At 62.0% G+C, this 17,594-nt stretch carries 12 protein-coding genes, 1 tRNA gene and 1 pseudogene; 2 read left to right on the top strand and 12 right to left on the bottom strand.

Annotation, left to right across the window (positions count from 1 at the left end; all coding sequences use genetic code 11):
- Positions 1–16: 16 nt before the first annotated feature.
- From AACP59_RS06345 to ptsP, 9 genes are all read right to left on the bottom strand, one after another.
- The gene (locus AACP59_RS06345) at positions 17–961 is read right to left on the bottom strand and encodes a nucleoside hydrolase (RefSeq protein WP_297316033.1); all 945 of its coding nucleotides are present in this window, start codon (positions 959–961) and stop codon (positions 17–19) included.
- 433 nt (positions 962–1,394) lie between these two features.
- Positions 1,395–2,504 (bottom strand): LacI family DNA-binding transcriptional regulator, encoded by a 1,110-nt coding sequence (locus tag AACP59_RS06350; RefSeq protein ID WP_297316034.1) that lies wholly within the window; start codon positions 2,502–2,504, stop codon positions 1,395–1,397.
- 145 nt (positions 2,505–2,649) lie between these two features.
- A tRNA-Lys gene (locus AACP59_RS06355) sits at positions 2,650–2,723 on the bottom strand.
- A gap of 208 nt (positions 2,724–2,931) precedes the next feature.
- Positions 2,932–4,452, bottom strand: a complete 1,521-nt coding sequence (locus tag AACP59_RS06360; RefSeq protein ID WP_297316295.1) for a formate--tetrahydrofolate ligase — start codon at positions 4,450–4,452, stop codon at positions 2,932–2,934.
- Between the two features lie 155 nt (positions 4,453–4,607).
- Positions 4,608–6,134, bottom strand: a complete 1,527-nt coding sequence (locus AACP59_RS06365) for a C69 family dipeptidase (RefSeq protein WP_339350342.1) — start codon at positions 6,132–6,134, stop codon at positions 4,608–4,610.
- A 457-nt stretch (positions 6,135–6,591) separates the two neighbouring features.
- A complete protein-coding gene (gene ulaA, locus AACP59_RS06370) occupies positions 6,592–8,133 on the bottom strand; it encodes a PTS ascorbate transporter subunit IIC (RefSeq protein ID WP_297316297.1) in 1,542 nt (513 codons plus the stop codon).
- Between the two features lie 114 nt (positions 8,134–8,247).
- Positions 8,248–8,520: a PTS sugar transporter subunit IIB gene (locus AACP59_RS06375; protein ID WP_339350343.1), complete on the bottom strand. Its 273-nt coding sequence runs from the start codon at positions 8,518–8,520 to the stop codon at positions 8,248–8,250.
- Between the two features lie 115 nt (positions 8,521–8,635).
- Positions 8,636–9,082: a PTS sugar transporter subunit IIA gene (locus AACP59_RS06380; protein WP_297316299.1), complete on the bottom strand. Its 447-nt coding sequence runs from the start codon at positions 9,080–9,082 to the stop codon at positions 8,636–8,638.
- A 45-nt stretch (positions 9,083–9,127) separates the two neighbouring features.
- On the bottom strand, positions 9,128–10,780 hold the full coding sequence (ptsP, locus tag AACP59_RS06385) for a phosphoenolpyruvate--protein phosphotransferase (RefSeq protein WP_297316300.1): 1,653 nt from the start codon (positions 10,778–10,780) through the stop codon (positions 9,128–9,130).
- 235 nt (positions 10,781–11,015) lie between these two features.
- On the opposite strand from ptsP, the gene AACP59_RS06390 reads away from it, so the two are divergent.
- Positions 11,016–11,282: an HPr family phosphocarrier protein gene (locus AACP59_RS06390; RefSeq protein ID WP_297316301.1), complete on the top strand. Its 267-nt coding sequence runs from the start codon at positions 11,016–11,018 to the stop codon at positions 11,280–11,282.
- A 43-nt stretch (positions 11,283–11,325) separates the two neighbouring features.
- The gene (locus AACP59_RS06395; RefSeq protein WP_297316302.1) at positions 11,326–12,387 is read left to right on the top strand and encodes a LacI family DNA-binding transcriptional regulator; all 1,062 of its coding nucleotides are present in this window, start codon (positions 11,326–11,328) and stop codon (positions 12,385–12,387) included.
- A gap of 10 nt (positions 12,388–12,397) precedes the next feature.
- On the opposite strand, the gene AACP59_RS06400 is transcribed toward AACP59_RS06395, so the two are convergent.
- From AACP59_RS06400 to topA, 3 genes and pseudogenes are all read right to left on the bottom strand, one after another.
- Entirely contained in the window at positions 12,398–13,558 is a 1,161-nt protein-coding gene (locus AACP59_RS06400) for a DNA polymerase III subunit delta' (protein ID WP_297316303.1), read from the bottom strand.
- Between the two features lie 329 nt (positions 13,559–13,887).
- Positions 13,888–14,541: pseudogene (gene tmk / locus AACP59_RS06405) on the bottom strand (dTMP kinase); the annotation flags it as partial.
- The gene (topA, locus tag AACP59_RS06410; protein WP_339350344.1) at positions 14,538–17,471 is read right to left on the bottom strand and encodes a type I DNA topoisomerase; all 2,934 of its coding nucleotides are present in this window, start codon (positions 17,469–17,471) and stop codon (positions 14,538–14,540) included. The pseudogene tmk and the gene topA, both read right to left, overlap by 4 nt.
- Between the last annotated feature and the right edge of the window lie 123 nt (positions 17,472–17,594).

Raw genomic sequence — 17,594 nt, forward strand, 5'->3', positions numbered from 1 at the left:
CTCTCTGTCTTCTTTCTTACTGCAAGGCAGCGTTGAGGTGGCTATAGAAATCGGCCATGAACCGGTCAGCATCAACCGAGAGCGCAACCTTGGTCGTCGGCTTTTCGGCGATTTTGTCCAAGTTCTCCACCGTGTCCCCATCGGCCTCTCCGGAAGTGACGACGGTGATGTTCATGGGGATGGTCTTGACCAGATCCGGATACATGGCTACACCAACTGCGAGCGGATCATGGAGGGCGCAACCGGCGAGATAGGGGTGGTGAACCCTGTATGCCTCCAGATAGAAGGCGACTGCCTTACTGAGGATCTCGGCGCTGGGGCTGTCATACCCCTGCCAGACTTTCAGCTCCTTGCCAGTCAAGAGAGTCTTCCTGGTCACATCCAGGCCGACCATGGTGATCTCCACATCAGACTCGAAGCAGATCTTCGCCGCTTCAGGATCGACCATGACGTTGGCCTCAGAGTACAGATTGCAATTCCCTGGTGTGATGGCCGCTCCAGCCATGCTCACCATTGTGAATTGCGGTTCCGTCCCCTCCGGCAGACGCATAATGACCTTGGCCATATCGGTCATGGGTCCGGTGGTAATGATCTGCAGGTCAGCACCATACTTGTTGATGCTGTCGATAATGAATTCAACGGATTCCTCGGGCTTGGCGTCGCCACTGAGATCGGGGAGGTTCTGGTTGCCCAGTCCGTCCATGCCATGGAAGGTTCCGGAATACTCTCTGTCCCGTTCCAGAGGCTTTTCGGACCCCATGTAAACGGGGATCTGGTCGCCTTTGCCGAGACTGGCGACGATGTGCTTGGTGTTGGAAAAGGTCTGGGGAACGGTGGCCATGCCATAGGAAGCACAGATACCAATCAGGTTCAGATCTTCATGGGAGAGCGCGTAGCACAAGGCCAAAGCGTCATCCACACCTGTGTCGACACACAGAATCGTTTTTTTACTACTCGTCATTGATTATCCTCAACTTCCACTTTCCAGGTCATGCTCACCGTGCATATCTATGAACCGACGAAGATACGCCATGACCAAACCACTCTGATAGATAAACCCGAAGGCCCCCTACATACCGGATATTTCGCATAATTGTGTCGGCGTCGTCACTCCTCTCGCGGTTCCAAGAACCGAAGTCATCATCTGACATATCGTCACTACAGTGTGCTGTAACGTTAAATCAGGTAACAGTTATAAGATAAATCGTTAAAGCAGACTATGTCAAAACGGCGTGTCACCACTAATGGCCTGAGGAGAGCCCGAAACCGGATACCGCCAGAGTCTGGTATCGTCTGTACCGGAGTTACCCGGCCCGGACGCTCGAATCATGAAGCCTCAAAGTCTGTATGCCGGTATCGGTCCTTGGAATTGGGCACCTGGAATTACGGTCATGTCAGTGATGGACCTGATGCAGAGAGCCCCTGGGGATGAAGACCGTCGGTATCCTGACCATCCGACGATCCTCCACACGGTCCCCTCGAAGCGTTGCAGATCCCGACTCGGATCCGGAATTATCCTTTTGAGCGTCACCCGTTGCATTTGCTGCTGAGTCCCTACCGGCATCGCCTCCAGTATCGCCGATCAAGTCGAGCACTTCCTCGACACCACGGCGCCCCATCTCATCGGCCTGCTGGGATATGACCGAAATGCTGGGGGTCATAAGCCGGAAAGCGGCAATATCATCAAAGGAGACCACGGAAATGTCGCTGCCGATGAGCAGGTTTCTCTCCTGCAGGATACCGACCATGCTGATGGCATCAGGCGAGTATCCGAACACGATGGCCGTCACACCCTGCCGAAGGAGATAATCGAGCCCCCGGGAATGCGATTCGTAATCGTTTGCGCAATCCACCACGGGAAAGGCGTCTGCATCAGGCAATCCAGACACCAGTGTCTTGAAGACGGTTTCGCGCTCCTGCAGGGTCGAGGAGCAGAGGGACGTATGAGAAACAAAGCCGATACGCCGATGTCCCAAGGAGATCAGAGCATCCAGAGCCTGTTGAATACCCTGGATGGGGTCAGACACTATGTAAGGAATGGAAGGAGTGCCTGGCACGCGACGGTCGACAAAAACCAAGGGGAGTTTCCGCTTCACCATAGCGGTCATACCAGGAGAGTCGACCCCTTTCGGCACCACGATGGCCCCATCGATGCGCTGTCCAAGAATGTTGTGCAGGAAAGAATCCTGTCTGGCCAGGTCTTCACCGAAAGAACCGATCAGAGTGGCGTACCCGCGGCCATACAGTTCCTCCTCCATCGAAGCGACCATATCGGCGAAGTATGAGTTGCGCAGGTCGGGTACCAGAAGTCCGATGGCCTTGGCCTGGCCTGAACGTATGGCCCTCGCCCTGGAATCCGGGATATAACCCATTTTCTCAACAATACCGAGCACGGATTCTCTGGTCTTGGGGGAAAAACGACCCTTACCATGCAGAATCTGGGAGACTGTGGTGGCTGATACACCCGCCCGCTCGGCCACCTCGCGGATGGTCACATATGACATTCCATCACCTTTCCTGTCTTAGCTAAGAATAGCGAATGGAAAGTCAAGACAGTCAAAACTCATAACCTTATGATGCGGACTCATCAGATAAAACGGCAGAAAGCAAAAACTCCACAGCCGTGAAGACTGTAGAGTTTTCAGCCTGTGCCCCCACGGGGGCTCGAACCCCGGACACGCTGATTAAGAGTCAGCTGCTCTAGCCAACTGAGCTATAGGGGCGAGTGGCACATAGCTGAGCCAAGATGTAACTATACACGGTTTTCCCCACCTCGCAACACGGCGCGTCACTGAGTACCAAAGAATCAGTCGACGAAACCGGCGGCTGGTTGAAAGAGGAAAAGCTTGGAAAACAAGCAGACCCATGCTGGGATGAGCTGCACATTGCCGGGTCTCCCCACCTTGGCGGGGAGGCCCGGATGATCGGCACTCAGACGATCTTGGGCATGGGGGTGGTCAGGGAGGTGGTCAGGTTGACCTGGAGGAGGCCGGCGCCGGTGTGGGACTCCGCCTTCTTCAGGGTGACCGTCCGCTGGTCCTCGGGGGCCGTATCGTCGTCGGTCATCGTGGCAGGGGATTTGACGGCGACGATGGCCAGATCCTCCAGCTTGACACCGGCCTGGACACAAAGCCGCCTGACCTGGTCCAGGGACTGGCGGAAGCCGTCCTTCTCCACCACCCTGTCGCCGGGAACACCATAGGCGCTCTGAGCGATCCAGCGAATCTGGTCCAGCACGTCCATCCCCCGATGGCTGGCTGTATCGGCATGGACAGCGGACGGGGTCCCCAGAGCGGCAATCAGGCCATCCAGCTGATCCTCCAAGGCCTGACCGCCATCGCGGAAGAGGTTGCCCACAATGGGGTTGCGGAAGCCCAGGTCGGAGGCGGTCCGGCGGAGCTGCCCCACCTGGTCGTCCTCCCCCTCCCAAAGGTTGATCATCGGGAAGGTGGGGATGCCCAGCCCCTCCAAACGGTTGACATGGAAGGGATAACGCCACTGAAGCTTGGGGTCGTCCCGCCAGGTGGTGGCCCGGGTGACGACGACGGCCGCCGCGGGCCATTGGGCCCCGTACTCGCGGGCGGCGATGTCCAGCCACTTCTGGGCACCGGCATCGGCACCGTACCCCGCTTCGACGATGACCACGTCATGGCGGGCACAGGCCATCTGCACACTGACCAGGCTGGGGATGCCGATGGAGACGTTGGCGAAGGGGCCGCAGTGCACATAGACCGGGGACCCCTCAAGGGTTTCGGTGTAGGCCGGCTTGACGGCATCGGTCAGGATACCGGTGATCCGCCAGAGATCGATGAAGTCACCGAACTTGACGGGCCTGCCATCCAGGGTGCCTGCCACCATGTCGGCCACCCGCGTCCCAATCTCCTCCATGCTCCGGGAAAGGACCACGATCTGCATCAGCTCGCAGGTGGGGGTCAGCACGGTCCGCTCGGCCAGGTCGCCCCTGCCGCGGTCCACGGCAATCTGGCGGAGGGAGCGGGAGGGGACCTCGGAGACCCTGGGCACCAGGACCGTATCCAGCTTCCCCTCATCCACGGCCCTCTCGGCGAAGGAGACCAGCAGGTTCTGGGCTGACTCAATGGCCGCCATCTCGCCGCAGAGGCCCCAGTCCACCAGCTCGGGGTGAGTCAGCGAGGCCTTGCCGCCGCCGGAGGCCCCGCCCTTGGACCCTGCCGCCGTAATACCCATGCTGGGCTGACGCAGGACGGCAGCCGCATCCACTCCCCTGGCGCGCAGGGCGTCGATCAGGGCGATGGTGGTGGTGGTCTTGCCCTCACCGCGCGAAGCCTTGAGCGGGGTGTCGGCGGTGACCAGGACCACCTTGCCCTGCTTACGGGGCTTGTCGGGATGCTCCTGGAGATCCTTCAGGTAGCCGAAGGCATCGATCTTGCTGAACAGACCGTATGGCCTGACGAAATCCTCAAAATCGGTCATGGTCTCCCCTTCCTTGGGCCGCGTCATCATGGTGACGCCGGGTCCGTTTTTTGCTCGGTTCTCGTGGTGGACGGTGACCGGGACGACCTGCCGAGGTGGGCAGGCCGGTCCCGGTGATGGCCTCGGTGGAGCGGATAGGCAGATGACCCGCCCACTCACTTGTCAGACAGATGGTAGCCGTTGCGCATGGCCATACTGGCCGTATACAGGACCTCACCCAGGAGGTCGTCGGTCTCCTTGCGGAGCCTGTCGGCCAGATCCTGATTGGCGGCCTCGAGAATCCGGTGGACCTCGAGGTTGTCCGTACCCCGATCGCCCCCCTCCAGGCGGCTCACCTGGTCATCGGCAGCGGCGATCATCCGGTGACCCGCCCCACCCATGTTCTGCTGGTAGCGGTCGATGGCAGCCGAGGTCGAGGCGAAGACCGAGTCGCTCAGGGCGGCGATCAGCCGGTCGGACCAGTAGAGGCTGTCGGTGGAGACCCGGTTGGTCGCCTTGCTCAGGTAGTCGGGCATCCGGTCCACATTGGCGTAGAAGGGAACCAGGGCGTTGAAGGCGTTGGATCCGTACGACATCCACTGGATGGCCCGGCAGGACTCGGGGCGGTAGGGCCGCAGCTGGATGACGGCCAGTTGGTCGTTCCTGTTGATGCCGATGGGACGGAAGAGACCGCGGGTGTGCTCGTCGCCGACCACGCTGTAGGGGTCATAGGGGGTCCCCTGATAGTGGGAACCAAGGAGGTACTTCACGTCCTCGATGGTGACCTTCCGCTCGGGCTGACGGCACCAGGGGATGTTGTCGCTGGTCGGGGTGTGGTCGGCATCAGGACCATCCCAAACCTCGTCGTAGGGGTTGAGGAAGCGCTGCATGTACCAGGCGCGGGGGGTGTTGTAGACGTGGTCGGAATCGCTGTGGGAACCGAAGGCATCTCGCGGATTGAAGGGGGAGGCAGGCTCGACGGCCAGATCCAGGTGGTTGTCGCTGATGAACTCGCGCAGGTCGGCCGAGCACATGTGGTCCTCCTGGTCGCCCAGGGCGTCATCCAGGTCGAACTCGTCGATGCCCAGCTGGTTGGGCATGGTCACGTAGGAGTCATCCGGAACCCGCTTGGCGATCCAGTGATGGCCCCCGATGGTCTCCAGCCACCAGATCTCATCCAGGTCGCTGAAGGCAATACCGTTCATCTCATAGGTGCCGTACTCCTCCAGGAGGGCACCCAGGCGCTGCACGCCCTCCCGGGCGGAATGGATATAGGGGAGGATGATGGTGACCAGATCCTCCTCGCCAATACCACCGGGCACCTCGGCCAGGTAATCATCATCCCCGGGCTTGCCCTGGGCGGGCGCCAGCTCCACCAAGGGGTCGGCCCCCAGAACACGCTCGTTGGTGGTGATGGTCTCGGTGGCCGACATGGCCACGTTGGCGCTGTTGACACCGGCCTCGGCCCAGAGCCCCTGGTCCGGGACGGCATTGGGTACCGAAGTGTAGCGCAGCGGGTTGTCAGGCAGGTCCATGGCCACGTGGCTCAGGACGCTGCGATAATGGCGGGGCTGCTCATCCGGTTCCACCAGGACGAACCGCTTGGGGCGGAACTCCCCGTTGGGCGAGTCCTCATTGCGGGCGATGATGGTTGACCCGTCATAACTGGCTTTCTTGCCGATCAGCAGCGTGGTGCAAGGCATGAAACCGCGCCTTCCTTTCCTCGGTTACTTCCAATCCCGACGAGGAGACCAATCCACAGCCGATAACAACCAGCGGGACGACCCCGCCCGATTCGGGTCGATTTGCGTTGTTTTCACTCTAGTGCCTGGCGCTCCCAACCAAGAGTCGGGTTCCGAGAATGCGTCGAAACCGGAAATGGCTGAAAACCGCTAGGGACAGCCGTCCGGCGCGGCCCTTGAGCTCGGAAAGGCCGACTTTGACAAACGTGAGTTTGGCTACAGACCGCCCAACCAGGAGACTTCAGCAAGGGGCTTGGGACCCAGCAGGATCAACACCCCCTGCTGCCCATCCCCGGTAACCGGCCAGCCCTGGAATACGAAAGCGCCCGGAACCCTCCAGGGAATTCCGGGCACCGGTCTCATGTGCCGTGCGGGTCAATCCGAACCCCGACGGTCAATCGACCATTCCAACCATCGCTCACTCCGCTGAGGAGGCTGCCTTGGAGGCGGCACGGGCGCTCTTGGCGGCGGCACGAGCCTCTTCCTGGGCCTTCTTCTCCTCGGCCTTGACCTCATCGATGAAGGCGGCGTGCCTGGTCGCAGGCATCCAACCGGTGTTGACCACCTTGACCTGCCAGATCCAGGCCAGGGCGAAGATCACGATGGCCAGGAGGACCAGCATCACTGCGCCTGCAGGAATACCGAGCTGGGCGAGTTTGCCCACCACGGTGCCGTACCAGGCGAAGTCCGCGTCCCCGAAGGTCGCATTGGAGAGGCCGAAGCTGCCCAGGACGGTCATCAGGATGGCCGGAAGGAAAGTGATCAGCAGGCCGTTGATGAAGCCGCCGACGATGGCTCCCAGACGACCACCGGTCGCGTTGCCGAAGACGCCGGCACCGCCACCATCGAAGAAGTGGGGAACCATCCCGGGGAGGATCAGGGCCAGACCCCAAACCGGTCCAAGCCAGACGGCGATGATGACCAGAGCGACCAGGCCACCGGCGAAGGATGCCAGGAAGCCGATCAGGGAGGCGTTGGCGCCATAGGGGAAGACAATCGGGATATCCAGGGCGGGGCGGGCACCCGGAACCACCCTGTTGGCGATGCCCTGGAAGGCCGGCACCAACTCACCCAGGATGATACGCACGCCGTAGAGGATGATGCTGACGCCGATACCGAACTGCAGGGCCTGCGCGAAGGCAGCCATGAAGAAGGCTCCCCAGTTGGCCGGATGTGAGGGGAAGATGGCAAAGGCGGTCTTGGCGGGAACCACGATCGCGGCCCAGACGGCGAAGACAAGGTAGAGGACGACCATGAGCAGGGTGGTGGAGACCATGGAGTCGCGCAGGAAGCTCAGCCCCTTGGGGAAGTCGATGTCCTCGGTGGAACGGGACTTCTTGCCCACTGCACTGCCGACGGCACCAGAGACGATGTAGCCCAGGGTGTTGAAGTGGCCGATGGAGAGCTTGTCGCTACCGGTCACTCTGTTCATATAGGGCTGGGCGAAGGCGGGCATGGCCACCATGATCACGCCCATGAGGAGGGCACCGATCAGGATGATCAGCCAGGTGTTGCCCTTGCCGAAGCCGATCGAGAGGACCAGGGCCAGGAGGGTCGACATGAAGACCATGTGGTGGCCGGTCAGGAAGACGTATTTCAGGGGGGTGAACCGCGCCAGAATCAGCATCACGATGAAGCTGAGCACGATGATGTAGGCCGAGGCTGCGCCGAACTGGCTGGAGGCCTGGGCCACGATGACCTCGTTTGTAGGCACCACACCCTGGGCTCCGGTGGCTTTGAAGACCAGCTTGCCGAATGGGTCCAAGGCGTTGGTGACCACGGTCGCGCCTGCACCCAGAATCAGATAGCCCATGGCCGCCTTGAGGGCGCCGGAGATGACCTGACCAGCGCTGCGCTTGAGGGCGATCAGACCAATGGCCGCCACAATACCAATCAGGTAGGCCGGCACATTGAGAATCTCCTGGCTGATGAAATTCAGCACCGCTAGGAAGACGTTCATTTCTGTCCTTCTTCTCTTGTCGTATTGACCGAACGAATCAGTGGACCGCTCCCACCGGGTTCATAAAACACCGGTCAGGAACACCCACGGAAACATGGAAACAGCGGCCGGGAATCAATCGGCGTACCGCTCCAGAATGCTTTTGATCTCATCCGTATCCATGAAATTCTCAACGGTTTCAACAGGGGTGGTGGTCCCCTCGAGCTCAGGTGCCAGCTGGGGCGAGGTGAGCACCAGATCGTTCATGTTGGCAGTGCCCTTGGCGCTTCCCGCATCGGAGGTGGTCACGTTCACATCCATGCCCAGGTCCGATGCCACCTGCTCGACGTTGACCTTCAGCAGGACCGAAGTTCCAATCCCGTTTCCGCACACGCAGAGGATATCCATAAGTTGCTCCTTCATTTGATTGAGTACTGCTTTTGCTTCTTGATTCTTGCTTGTTACTGGGTTCTTGCTTGATGGTTCACGTTGGCGTTCAGACGGACACGACCCGGGGCCGACTTCAGGATTCCAGGATGGAACGGATCTGTTCAGGGGTCTGGGCCTGGGCCAGTTCCGCCGTCTTCTCCTTATTGGTCAGGGCACCGGCAATGGCCGACATGACCTGCAGGTGCTCCTGCTCATCCCGACCGGCCAGACCGATGACCAGGCTGACGGGGTCGTTGGCCTTGTTGCCGAACTCGACCGGGGTGGACAGCCTGACCCAGCTCAGTCCGGTTCCCAGGACGGCGTCACCGGGGCGGGAATGGGCCAGCGCCAGACCGGGGGCGATAACGATGTAGGGCCCCATCTTCTCCACGGTTTCAATCATCTGATCCGTATAGGCATCGGTGGTGAACCCCGAAGCCACCAGACGATCACCTGCCTTGCGGATGGCATCGCGCCAATCCGAGGCAGGCACGTCCAGAGCAAAGGACGAATCAGGAAGGAAGGCTTTGAAATCAGGCATTGCTGCTCCTTTTCCGGGGTTGGTTGAATCTGGACGTATCGGCCTTCACTCCCAGCCGCGCGGATGGTAGAACTCACCATCCAGGGCCCTGGCGGCCTCTTTCTTGGCCTCATCCAGGGTGTACTTGGTGAGCTCGGCCCGAACATCGTCCAGGGCGACGGGGGTCATCGACAGGCTGGTGACGCCGATGCCGGCCAGGACCACGGCCAACTGCGGATCGGCTGCCGCCTCGCCACACACACCCACCGGCATATCGTTGGCCTGGCCGGCATCCGCAATCATCTTGATGGCCCGCAGAACGGCGGGGTGCCAGGGGGTCTGATAGTTGGACACGGAACCGAGGGTCCGGTCCGCGGCCAGGGTGTATTGGGTCAGATCATTGGTGCCGATGCTGACGAAATCAGCCACCTTGGCCACCTTGTCGGCCATCAGGGCGATGGAGGGAACCTCAGCCATGACGCCCACCTTCTTCAGGCCCTTGCTCTTGCCCAGCCGGACGAAATAGTCGGCCTCATGCTCATCGGCCACCATGGGCGCCATGACCCAGAGGTCGGCATCGGTCTGGGCGTCAGCCTGGGCCAAGGCCTCAAGCTGATCATCCAGGACCTGCTTGTGGACTTTGAGGGTGCGCAGACCACGCAGGCCCAGGGCAGGATTGGGCTCGTCGGCCTGGGTCAGAAAGGGCAGGGGCTTGTCGGCACCCGCATCCAGGAGACGGATGACCACCTTGCGTCCGGGGAAGCGTTCCAGGAGGGCCTTGTAGGCCCTGGCCTGCTCCTCCACACCGGGGGCCTGCTCATTGCCCAGGAAGAGGAACTCGGAACGGAAAAGACCCACACCTTCGGCACCGCATTCCAGCGCCGGATCGGCATCGGCGGGCTTGCCCACATTAGCCAGGAGGGGGATCTTATATCCGTCCTTGAGCTGACCGGGCTGACCGCGCAGAGCCTTGGCCTGATCGGCCGCCTGACGGGCGCGCTCCGCGTCGGCGACCTGGCTGTCGGTGGGGTCGGCAATAACCAGACTGGAAGCGGCATCGACAATGACCTGCTGACCATTACGCAGATCCTCGGCACCCTCGGCGCTGACCACCGCAACGATGCCACGAGACCTGGCCAGGATGGCGGTATGACTTGTGGGGCCACCCTCACTGGTGACGATGGCCAGGACCTTGGTCATATCCAGGCTGGACGTATCGGCCGGTGAAAGGTCGGGGGCAACCAGGACAAATGGGGTGTCGCTCTCGGGAACGCCGGGGGCGGGAACCCCGAGCAGGTCGGCGATGACACGCTGGCCCACGTCATGCAGGTCGTTGGCGCGCTCCCCCATGTAGCCGCCGATCTCCTTGAGCTTCCCCTCGAAGTCGGCGAAAGCCTCGTAAACCGAACGCTCGGCCGTCTTGCCGGCATCCAGGAAGGAACGGATCGAAGTCTTCAGGGCCGGGTCCTGGGCCATCTGGGCCAGGGCCGTCAGGATGGGAGCTGCGTCCTTGGCGCCTTCACCGGCCTGGGCCTTCCGGGCCCGCTCGAGCAGGTCCTGGTTGACCGTGTCCAAGGCCTTGCCGATCCGCTCGAATTCGGCATCGGCAGACAGCTGCTCGGACCTGGCATCGTCACCGGGCACATCCAGTCCGGCCGCCATATGAATGACCGGACCGACAGCGATGCCGCGGCCGATACCCACACCCTGGATTTCCATACTGCACTCCTTAGTGCCTGATCAGATCATTCGGCCAAGCCGGGGACCGACGTGACTGAAGGCGATTGAAACGTCTTTCAAGTATCGCTGTTCAGTATACACATTTTCATTCATTTTTCAACGGTAATCGTTTTCTGACCCTATCTGGGGACATGGTATTATTTTGAGGAGCGTTTACTATCCGCTTCGGTCGGCATCGCTCGTCGACCGAAACTACCTAGGGAGCTGATTCATCATGGCTACTGCACAGCGTTCCGCACTCATCACCGACCCGGTCGGGATTCATGCCCGCCCCGCCTCGGAATTCTCCCAGGCCGCTTCCTCCAGCGGCTGCAAGGTGACCATCGCCAAGGGCGAGGGCACACCGGTCGATGCGGCCAGCATCCTCATGGTCATGAGCCTGGGCATCGCCAAGGGCGACCAGGTCACCATCACGGTCGAGGGCGACCAGGCCGAATCCGTCGCCGACGACCTGATCACGAAGCTGACCGAGGCTGAATAAGACCAGAAGCCGCATCACCCGGAAGGAAGGCTGAACAGGACCCATGGCTCGCAAGGCGGACAGTCAGGTTTCCATCGCCAACGTCGCAGCCATGGCCGGAGTTTCGACCGCCACCGTATCGCGCGTCCTCTCCGGCCACCGGCGCAAGGACGATGAAATCAGCCGCCGAGTCCATGCAGCGGCCGAAAAACTGAACTATTCAGCCAACTTCGCTGCCAGCGCCCTGCGTTCCGAACAGACCAGGACCATCGGCCTGATCATGGCCGGGGCCAACGACGGCCTGACAGGGGCCATCCTGGATCTGGTCAGTCACTGTTTGACCGAACGGGGCCGGTACCTGATGGTGATCTCCGAATCCGACAACCGGACCTGGGAAGCAGCCATCCGATCCCTGACGGCCCGCCAAGTGGAGGGAATCCTGGTCATTCCCTCCATGGACGCGGACCCGACCGACATCCCCCCGGATCTGGGATTGCAGATACCCATCGTCCAGATCGGCGGGCACCCCTTCTCATACCACGCCTGCTGGGTGGGGATGGACCTGGCGGCCTCCATGCGGATGGTCATCACCCACCTGGCCGAGCAGAACGCACAGTCCGTGGCCTTTCTGAGCCGCGACCTGAGCACAAGCGGAGCCACCGATCTCTTCACCACCTTCTACTCCCTGACCAGCACCTTGGACATGGCGCCCGAACCAGAATGGGTCCAGTTCGGCCCCTGCAGCATGCAACGCGGGCACGATGCCGCCAAGGACATCCTCACGACGGGGAGGACTCACCCCGATGCCATCGTCTGCGGTGACGACCAATTGGCTCTGGGGGCTCTGATGGCCTGCCAGGAGTTGGGCATCGATGTTCCCGACCAGGTCAAGGTGGTCAGTTTCACCGACAGCCCCACCTGCCAGGTCTGCAAACCGACACTGACCACGGTCAGACCCCCTCTGGAGGGCATCGTCCAAGAGGCGCTCCGTCTCATCGAGACCAACAACCAGACCCTTTTGCCTGCCCATATAGCCCTGGCGCCGGAGCTGGATTGCCGCGAATCGACCTGGTCGCCGCGAACGGGCAGCAGCGACATGACCGAACCGGGCACCTTTCCCTACTGAAGCGGCCGTTTCAAGCCAGAAGGCCGCAGAAGAGGGCTTCAAAGTCAAGCAGGGTGGAACCGTTGGCCGCCAGACGCCGACGGGTCCGGGCTATGATTTCCAGCCGTTCGATGGCACCCTGGCGGGAGAGCTGCACCGAGAGCTCGGCAATGGCCGCACGGTTCTCAAGGTTGACCAATCCGGCCGTCTCCTCGGCCTGGTTCTGGAGAACACCCACATCCCGGTAGACGCTTGAAAGGGTGGTCAGGTTCCGGTCCAGAACATCCCTGGTCAGCCTGGTCACGCGTCGGCGCACCTGGTCCTTGCCCCCGAGGGCGTGGTAGGCACCGCGGAGCTGGCGGGGAATGCGCTCATCCGGTGAGAGTCCGTTGACGGCCCTGAAATCCTGCTCGTCCTGCTTGACCTGTTCGTCGACCGTGTTGACGGCCTGGTCCCGAGCCGCATCGACCACCCGTCCAGCCAGGACCACCGCATCCGAAGCGCGCCGGAGGTTGAGGAGACCCACCACCAGGTCATCACGGTCCGTCAGCACCTGCTCCTTGGTGGCATAGAGCCTGGCAATGCCGATATGCCCCTGGGCCAGGCGGGCCGCCTTGGCCGCCAGAGGGGGCTGCACACCGACCTGGTCGGTCAGGAAACGGGCGACCGCCGTATTGGAGGGGATGGCCAGGTTAATGATCCTGGTCCGCGAACGGATGGTAGGCAGGACGTCCTGGGCGCTGGGGGCGCAGAGGAGCCAGATGGTGTGGGGGGCCGGCTCTTCGATCTCCTTGAGGAGGACGTTGGTGGTCCTCTCCATCATCCGGTCCACGTCCTCGATGATGATGACCCGCCAGGGCGAAGTGGCCGGCATCTGTTCCGAGGTCATGATCAGCTCTCGGACCTCGTCAATACCGATGGTGACCTTGTTGGTGGACAGGACCGTCACATCTGGATAGGTCCCTGCCATGACCTGCTGGGTGATACGACTGGGCCGGTCGCCAAGACCGTGGTCGGGGCTGACCAGGGAGGCCGCAAAGGCCCGGGCCAGGTTCGAGCGTCCGGACCCAGGAGGACCACAGATCAACCAGGACTGGGCTATGGAGTCACGGCTGGAACCTTGGGAGGCCACAACCTGCTTAAGCAGGGCCACCGTCGGCTCCTGGCCGACGATGGCATCCCAGACGCTCACCGCGCCTTCCGCAGGAACCGCGCCCTGAAGAGCCTGTGCGACCTCATGACCGCAGAAGAGGACTGGTCATCATCCTCGTCCCCACCTTCGGAATCCGCCAGATCCTCATCCTGGTCATCTTCCTCGTCGCTGTTCTCGATATCCTCCAGGTCATCATCCTCATCGGCATAGTCGGGGTCCGACTCGTCATCCCCGTCCTGGTAGGCATCCTCGACCAGGCCGTCTGTCCCGTCATCCGAATCCGCGTCAGCATCATCCCCCTCATAGGAGGAATCCCCGGACCCGCCATCCTGGTCGAGAGTGTCGGGTGCCCTGCCCGCCACCAGGCCGTCCAGGTCATCTTGTATCTGCCGCCAGACCTCTTCGACAGGCAGGGAGGCGTCAATGACCACAAACCGGTCGGGCTCCTTCTCGGCCAGACTCAGGAAAGCCTCGCGTACGTTCTGTTGGAAGTCGTCACCGGCTGATTCCAATCGGTCGGGCTCATGGTCCAACCGCAACTTTGACTGGGTGGGATCGGCATCCAGCAGGTAGGTCCGGTTGGGTAGAAGACCGTCGGAGGCCCAGAGGCTCAGCCGTCGGATCACATCGGTCGAGAGCTCGCGACCACCGGCCTGGTAGGCCACGGATGAATCCAGGTACCTGTCGCAGAGAACGATGTCGCCACGGTCCAGGGCCGGCCTGACCACCTGGGCCACGTGCTCGGCACGGTCGGCCGCGTAGAGGAGAGCTTCGGTGCGGGGGGCCAGGTCATCGGTGGAATCGACCACGTCCGTGCCCCCGGTCACTGCCAGGGAGGGGAAGGATGCCATGCCGTGCAGGACCAGTTCCCTGATGGCCAGACCTGCAGGTGTGCCACCCGGCTCCCTGGTTACCAGGGACCTCAGCCCCCGTGCCTGCAGGTAATCGTGGGCCCGCTGGGTCTGGGTCGACTTGCCGGCCCCGTCAACGCCTTCGAAGGATATGAATAATCCGTCGCTCATGCCTTCTTCTCCGTAGTCGTGCTTCTCTTGCGCGTGCTGGTGCTCTTCTTGGCCGTAGTGGCCCTGGTGCGAGTGGTCCTGGTCTTGGAGGTCTTCCCGGTGGTCTTGGGCCTGGCGGCGGAAGACCTGCTCCTGCGCTTCCCGGGGCCTGCCGCCCGTTTCTCGGCCAGGAGGCGGAAGGCCTCCTCAGGTTCGATGGATTGGGCCGTGTACTGCTTGGGCAGGGTCCGGTTGGTCTGACCGTCAGTGATGTAGACCCCGTAGAACCCGTCCTTGATGGTGACCGGCTTGCCGCTTTCCGGATCCTGACCCAGCTCCCTCAGGGGCGGCTTGGCGCTCCCCCGGGAACGGCGACCATACTTGGGCTGGTCGAAGAGGGCCTTGGCTGTGGCCGGGTCGGTCGTGAAGATCTGCCCCTCATCGTTCAGGGACCTGGTTTCGGTGGAGCCATCCTGTTTGGTGGCCGTCAGGTAGGGGCCATACCGGCCGTTGCTGGCAGTGACCGTGGCCTGGTCGATCTGCCCGGTCTTGGCGTCGACCAGATCTATGGTACCCACGGTCCTGGGTAGACTAAGCAACTTCAGGGCCTCGTCCAGGGTCACGGTGTCCGGGTCCATGGTCTTGAAGAGCGAGGCCATCTTGGGCTTGGGAGCCTCGGACTTGCCGGAACGTCCACCCTTGTCCGACCTGGCGGGCTTGACCGGCTTCTTCTCTTCCGCGGCCTGGTCTTCGGGACCGATCAGAGCCACATAGGGACCGAACCGTCCTTTGCGCACCTCAACCCGACCGCCCGTCGCCGGATCGGTTCCCAATTCCCGAGGCCCACCGGCGTTGGAGGCGATAAGCTCATGCCCAGTGGCGGGTGTCAGCTCATCGGGGGCCATGGTCGGGGGCAGGGATGCCCGCCTGGGGTTACCCTCGGCATCCAGATCGGCCGTGTCCTCCAGGTAGGGGCCGTACCGACCCACGCGGACCTGGAGTCCGTCGCCGATTTCAATCGTGTTGATCTTCCGCGCATCAATGTCGCCCAGCTGGGCAACCTGTTCCTGGAGCCCCTGGTGGGCCTGGTCGGCGTTCTCCGCAGCCCCCTGGCCCGAACCGAAGTAGAACCTGGTCAGCCAGTCCTTCCCCTTCTCCTTGCCATGGGCGATCATGTCCAGGCCGTTCTCCATCTGGGCCGTGAACCGGTAGTCCACGTACCGGGGGAAGTTGGTCTCCAGCAGCCTGACCACCGAAAAGGCCAGCCAGGAAGGGATCAGGGCCCGGCCACGTTCATAGACGTAACCGCGGTCGATGATGGTGGAGATGATGCTGGCATAGGTCGATGGACGCCCGATCTCCTTGGCTTCGAGGGTCTTGACCAGGGAGGCTTCGGTGTAGCGGGCCGGGGGCTGGGTCTCATGCCCGTCGGGTTCCACTGAAGTGGCCTTGAGCCGGTCCCCCTCCTGCATGGGGGGAAGGGAGCCGTTGTCGACCTCGGAACCGGAGGACTTGACCCCCTCATGCTTCCCGGCGGAACCTCCCCGGGGCTTTTCGGATCCATACCCCATGGCCTTCATAAAACCGGGGAATTCAATGACGGTACCGGATGCCTGGAAGACGGCCTGACCGTTCTGTCCGGCCTGGGCCGAGAGACGGACCGAGGCGGTCGAACCTGTGGCATCGGCCATCTGAGAGGCCAGGGTCCTTCGCCAGATCAGCGTGTAGAGCTTGAGCTGGTCCGGGGGCAGGACGGAAGCCAGATCCTCGGGCCGCCGGAAGGATGACCCTGCCGGGCGGATGCACTCATGGGCCTCCTGGGCACCGGCCGACTTGGTCACGTACTGCTTGGATTTCTCCGAGAGGTATTCGGCCCCGTAGACCCTGGTGACGCTCTGCCGGGCGGCCGCTATGGCCTCCTGGGAAAGGGTGACCGAGTCGGTACGCATGTAGGTGATGAAACCGTTCTCGTAAAGACCTTGGGCGGCCCTCATCGCGGCCCGGGAACTCATCCCCAGCCTGTTGCCTGCAGCCTGCTGCATGGTGGAGGTGGTGAAGGGGGGTTGGGGCCTGCGCCGATAGGGCCTGGTCTCCATGCCCATAACGGTGAAGGGCTGGCCGGCGAGCGCCTTGGCCACCCGATCGGCCTGGGCCTGGTCCATCTGCAGGACCTGGTCCTTGGTGGCCGCGGCGGTCAGCTGCCCGGTGCTGGTGAAGTCCTTGGAAGAGGCCAGACGGCGGTCGTCCAACTGGACCATCTGTGCCCGGAATGTCGTAGGCTGGCCGTCCTCTGCATCGTCGACCGCATCCGGGTCGGCAGCCAGGTTCGCCACCAAGTCCCAGTAGGGGGCACGGATGAAGGCCATCCGTTCCCGTTCCCGCTCGACGATCAACCTGGTGGCCACGGACTGGACACGCCCTGCGCTCAGCCCGGGTCCCACCTTCCGCCAGAGCACCGGCGAGAGCTCATACCCATACAGGCGGTCCAGCACACGTCTGGTCTCCTGGGCGTCGACCATGTTGGCATCCACGTCGCGGGTGTGGTTCAGGGAGTCCTTGATGGCTTCCGGGGTTATCTCATGGAAGACCATCCGCTTGACAGGGACCTTGGGTTTGAGGGTCTGCACCAGGTGCCAGGCTATGGCCTCTCCCTCACGATCCTCATCAGTCGCCAGGTAGAGTTCGTCGGCACCCTTCAGGGCCTTCTTCAGGTCGGAGACGGTCTTTTTCTTCTTGTCGTCCACGATGTAGTAGGGCTTGAAACCGTCGTCCACATCGACCCCGAACCTGCCGTATTCCTTCTTCTGGGAGGCAGGCACCTGGGAGGGCTGGGCCAGGTCACGAATATGACCGACCGAGGCCATGACGGTGTACCCCTTGCCCAGGTACCCACCGATTTTCTTTGCCTTGGTTGGCGACTCAACAATGACGAGCTTATTGCCGGATGCCATGGCCTCTCCTTATATAGGGTGCTTCGCACGCCATCTTACTCACCTGAGGTTGTCATATCGCAAATCAATGCCAATGTGCATGGTTGGACACGACGGTAACTCGTGTGCATATTCCCCTCGGCG

The sequence above is a fragment of the Bifidobacterium indicum genome (genome assembly GCF_036987015.1).
Lineage (GTDB): Bacteria > Actinomycetota > Actinomycetes > Actinomycetales > Bifidobacteriaceae > Bombiscardovia > Bombiscardovia indica.

What these genes read in the sequence shown, in the direction of transcription:
- ulaA (WP_297316297.1), bottom strand. Translation starts at nt 8,133, where the DNA reads ATGAACGTCTTCCTAGCGGTGCTGAATTTCATCAGCCAGGAGATTCTC.
- AACP59_RS06365 (WP_339350342.1), bottom strand. Translation starts at nt 6,134, where the DNA reads ATGCCTTGCACCACGCTGCTGATCGGCAAGAAAGCCAGTTATGACGGG.
- AACP59_RS06390 (WP_297316301.1), top strand. Translation starts at nt 11,016, where the DNA reads ATGGCTACTGCACAGCGTTCCGCACTCATCACCGACCCGGTCGGGATT.
- topA (WP_339350344.1), bottom strand. Translation starts at nt 17,471, where the DNA reads ATGGCATCCGGCAATAAGCTCGTCATTGTTGAGTCGCCAACCAAGGCA.
- AACP59_RS06360 (WP_297316295.1), bottom strand. Translation starts at nt 4,452, where the DNA reads ATGACCGATTTTGAGGATTTCGTCAGGCCATACGGTCTGTTCAGCAAG.
- AACP59_RS06345 (WP_297316033.1), bottom strand. Translation starts at nt 961, where the DNA reads ATGACGAGTAGTAAAAAAACGATTCTGTGTGTCGACACAGGTGTGGAT.
- AACP59_RS06380 (WP_297316299.1), bottom strand. Translation starts at nt 9,082, where the DNA reads ATGCCTGATTTCAAAGCCTTCCTTCCTGATTCGTCCTTTGCTCTGGAC.
- AACP59_RS06350 (WP_297316034.1), bottom strand. Translation starts at nt 2,504, where the DNA reads ATGTCATATGTGACCATCCGCGAGGTGGCCGAGCGGGCGGGTGTATCA.
- AACP59_RS06375 (WP_339350343.1), bottom strand. Translation starts at nt 8,520, where the DNA reads ATGGATATCCTCTGCGTGTGCGGAAACGGGATTGGAACTTCGGTCCTG.
- ptsP (WP_297316300.1), bottom strand. Translation starts at nt 10,780, where the DNA reads ATGGAAATCCAGGGTGTGGGTATCGGCCGCGGCATCGCTGTCGGTCCG.
- AACP59_RS06395 (WP_297316302.1), top strand. Translation starts at nt 11,326, where the DNA reads ATGGCTCGCAAGGCGGACAGTCAGGTTTCCATCGCCAACGTCGCAGCC.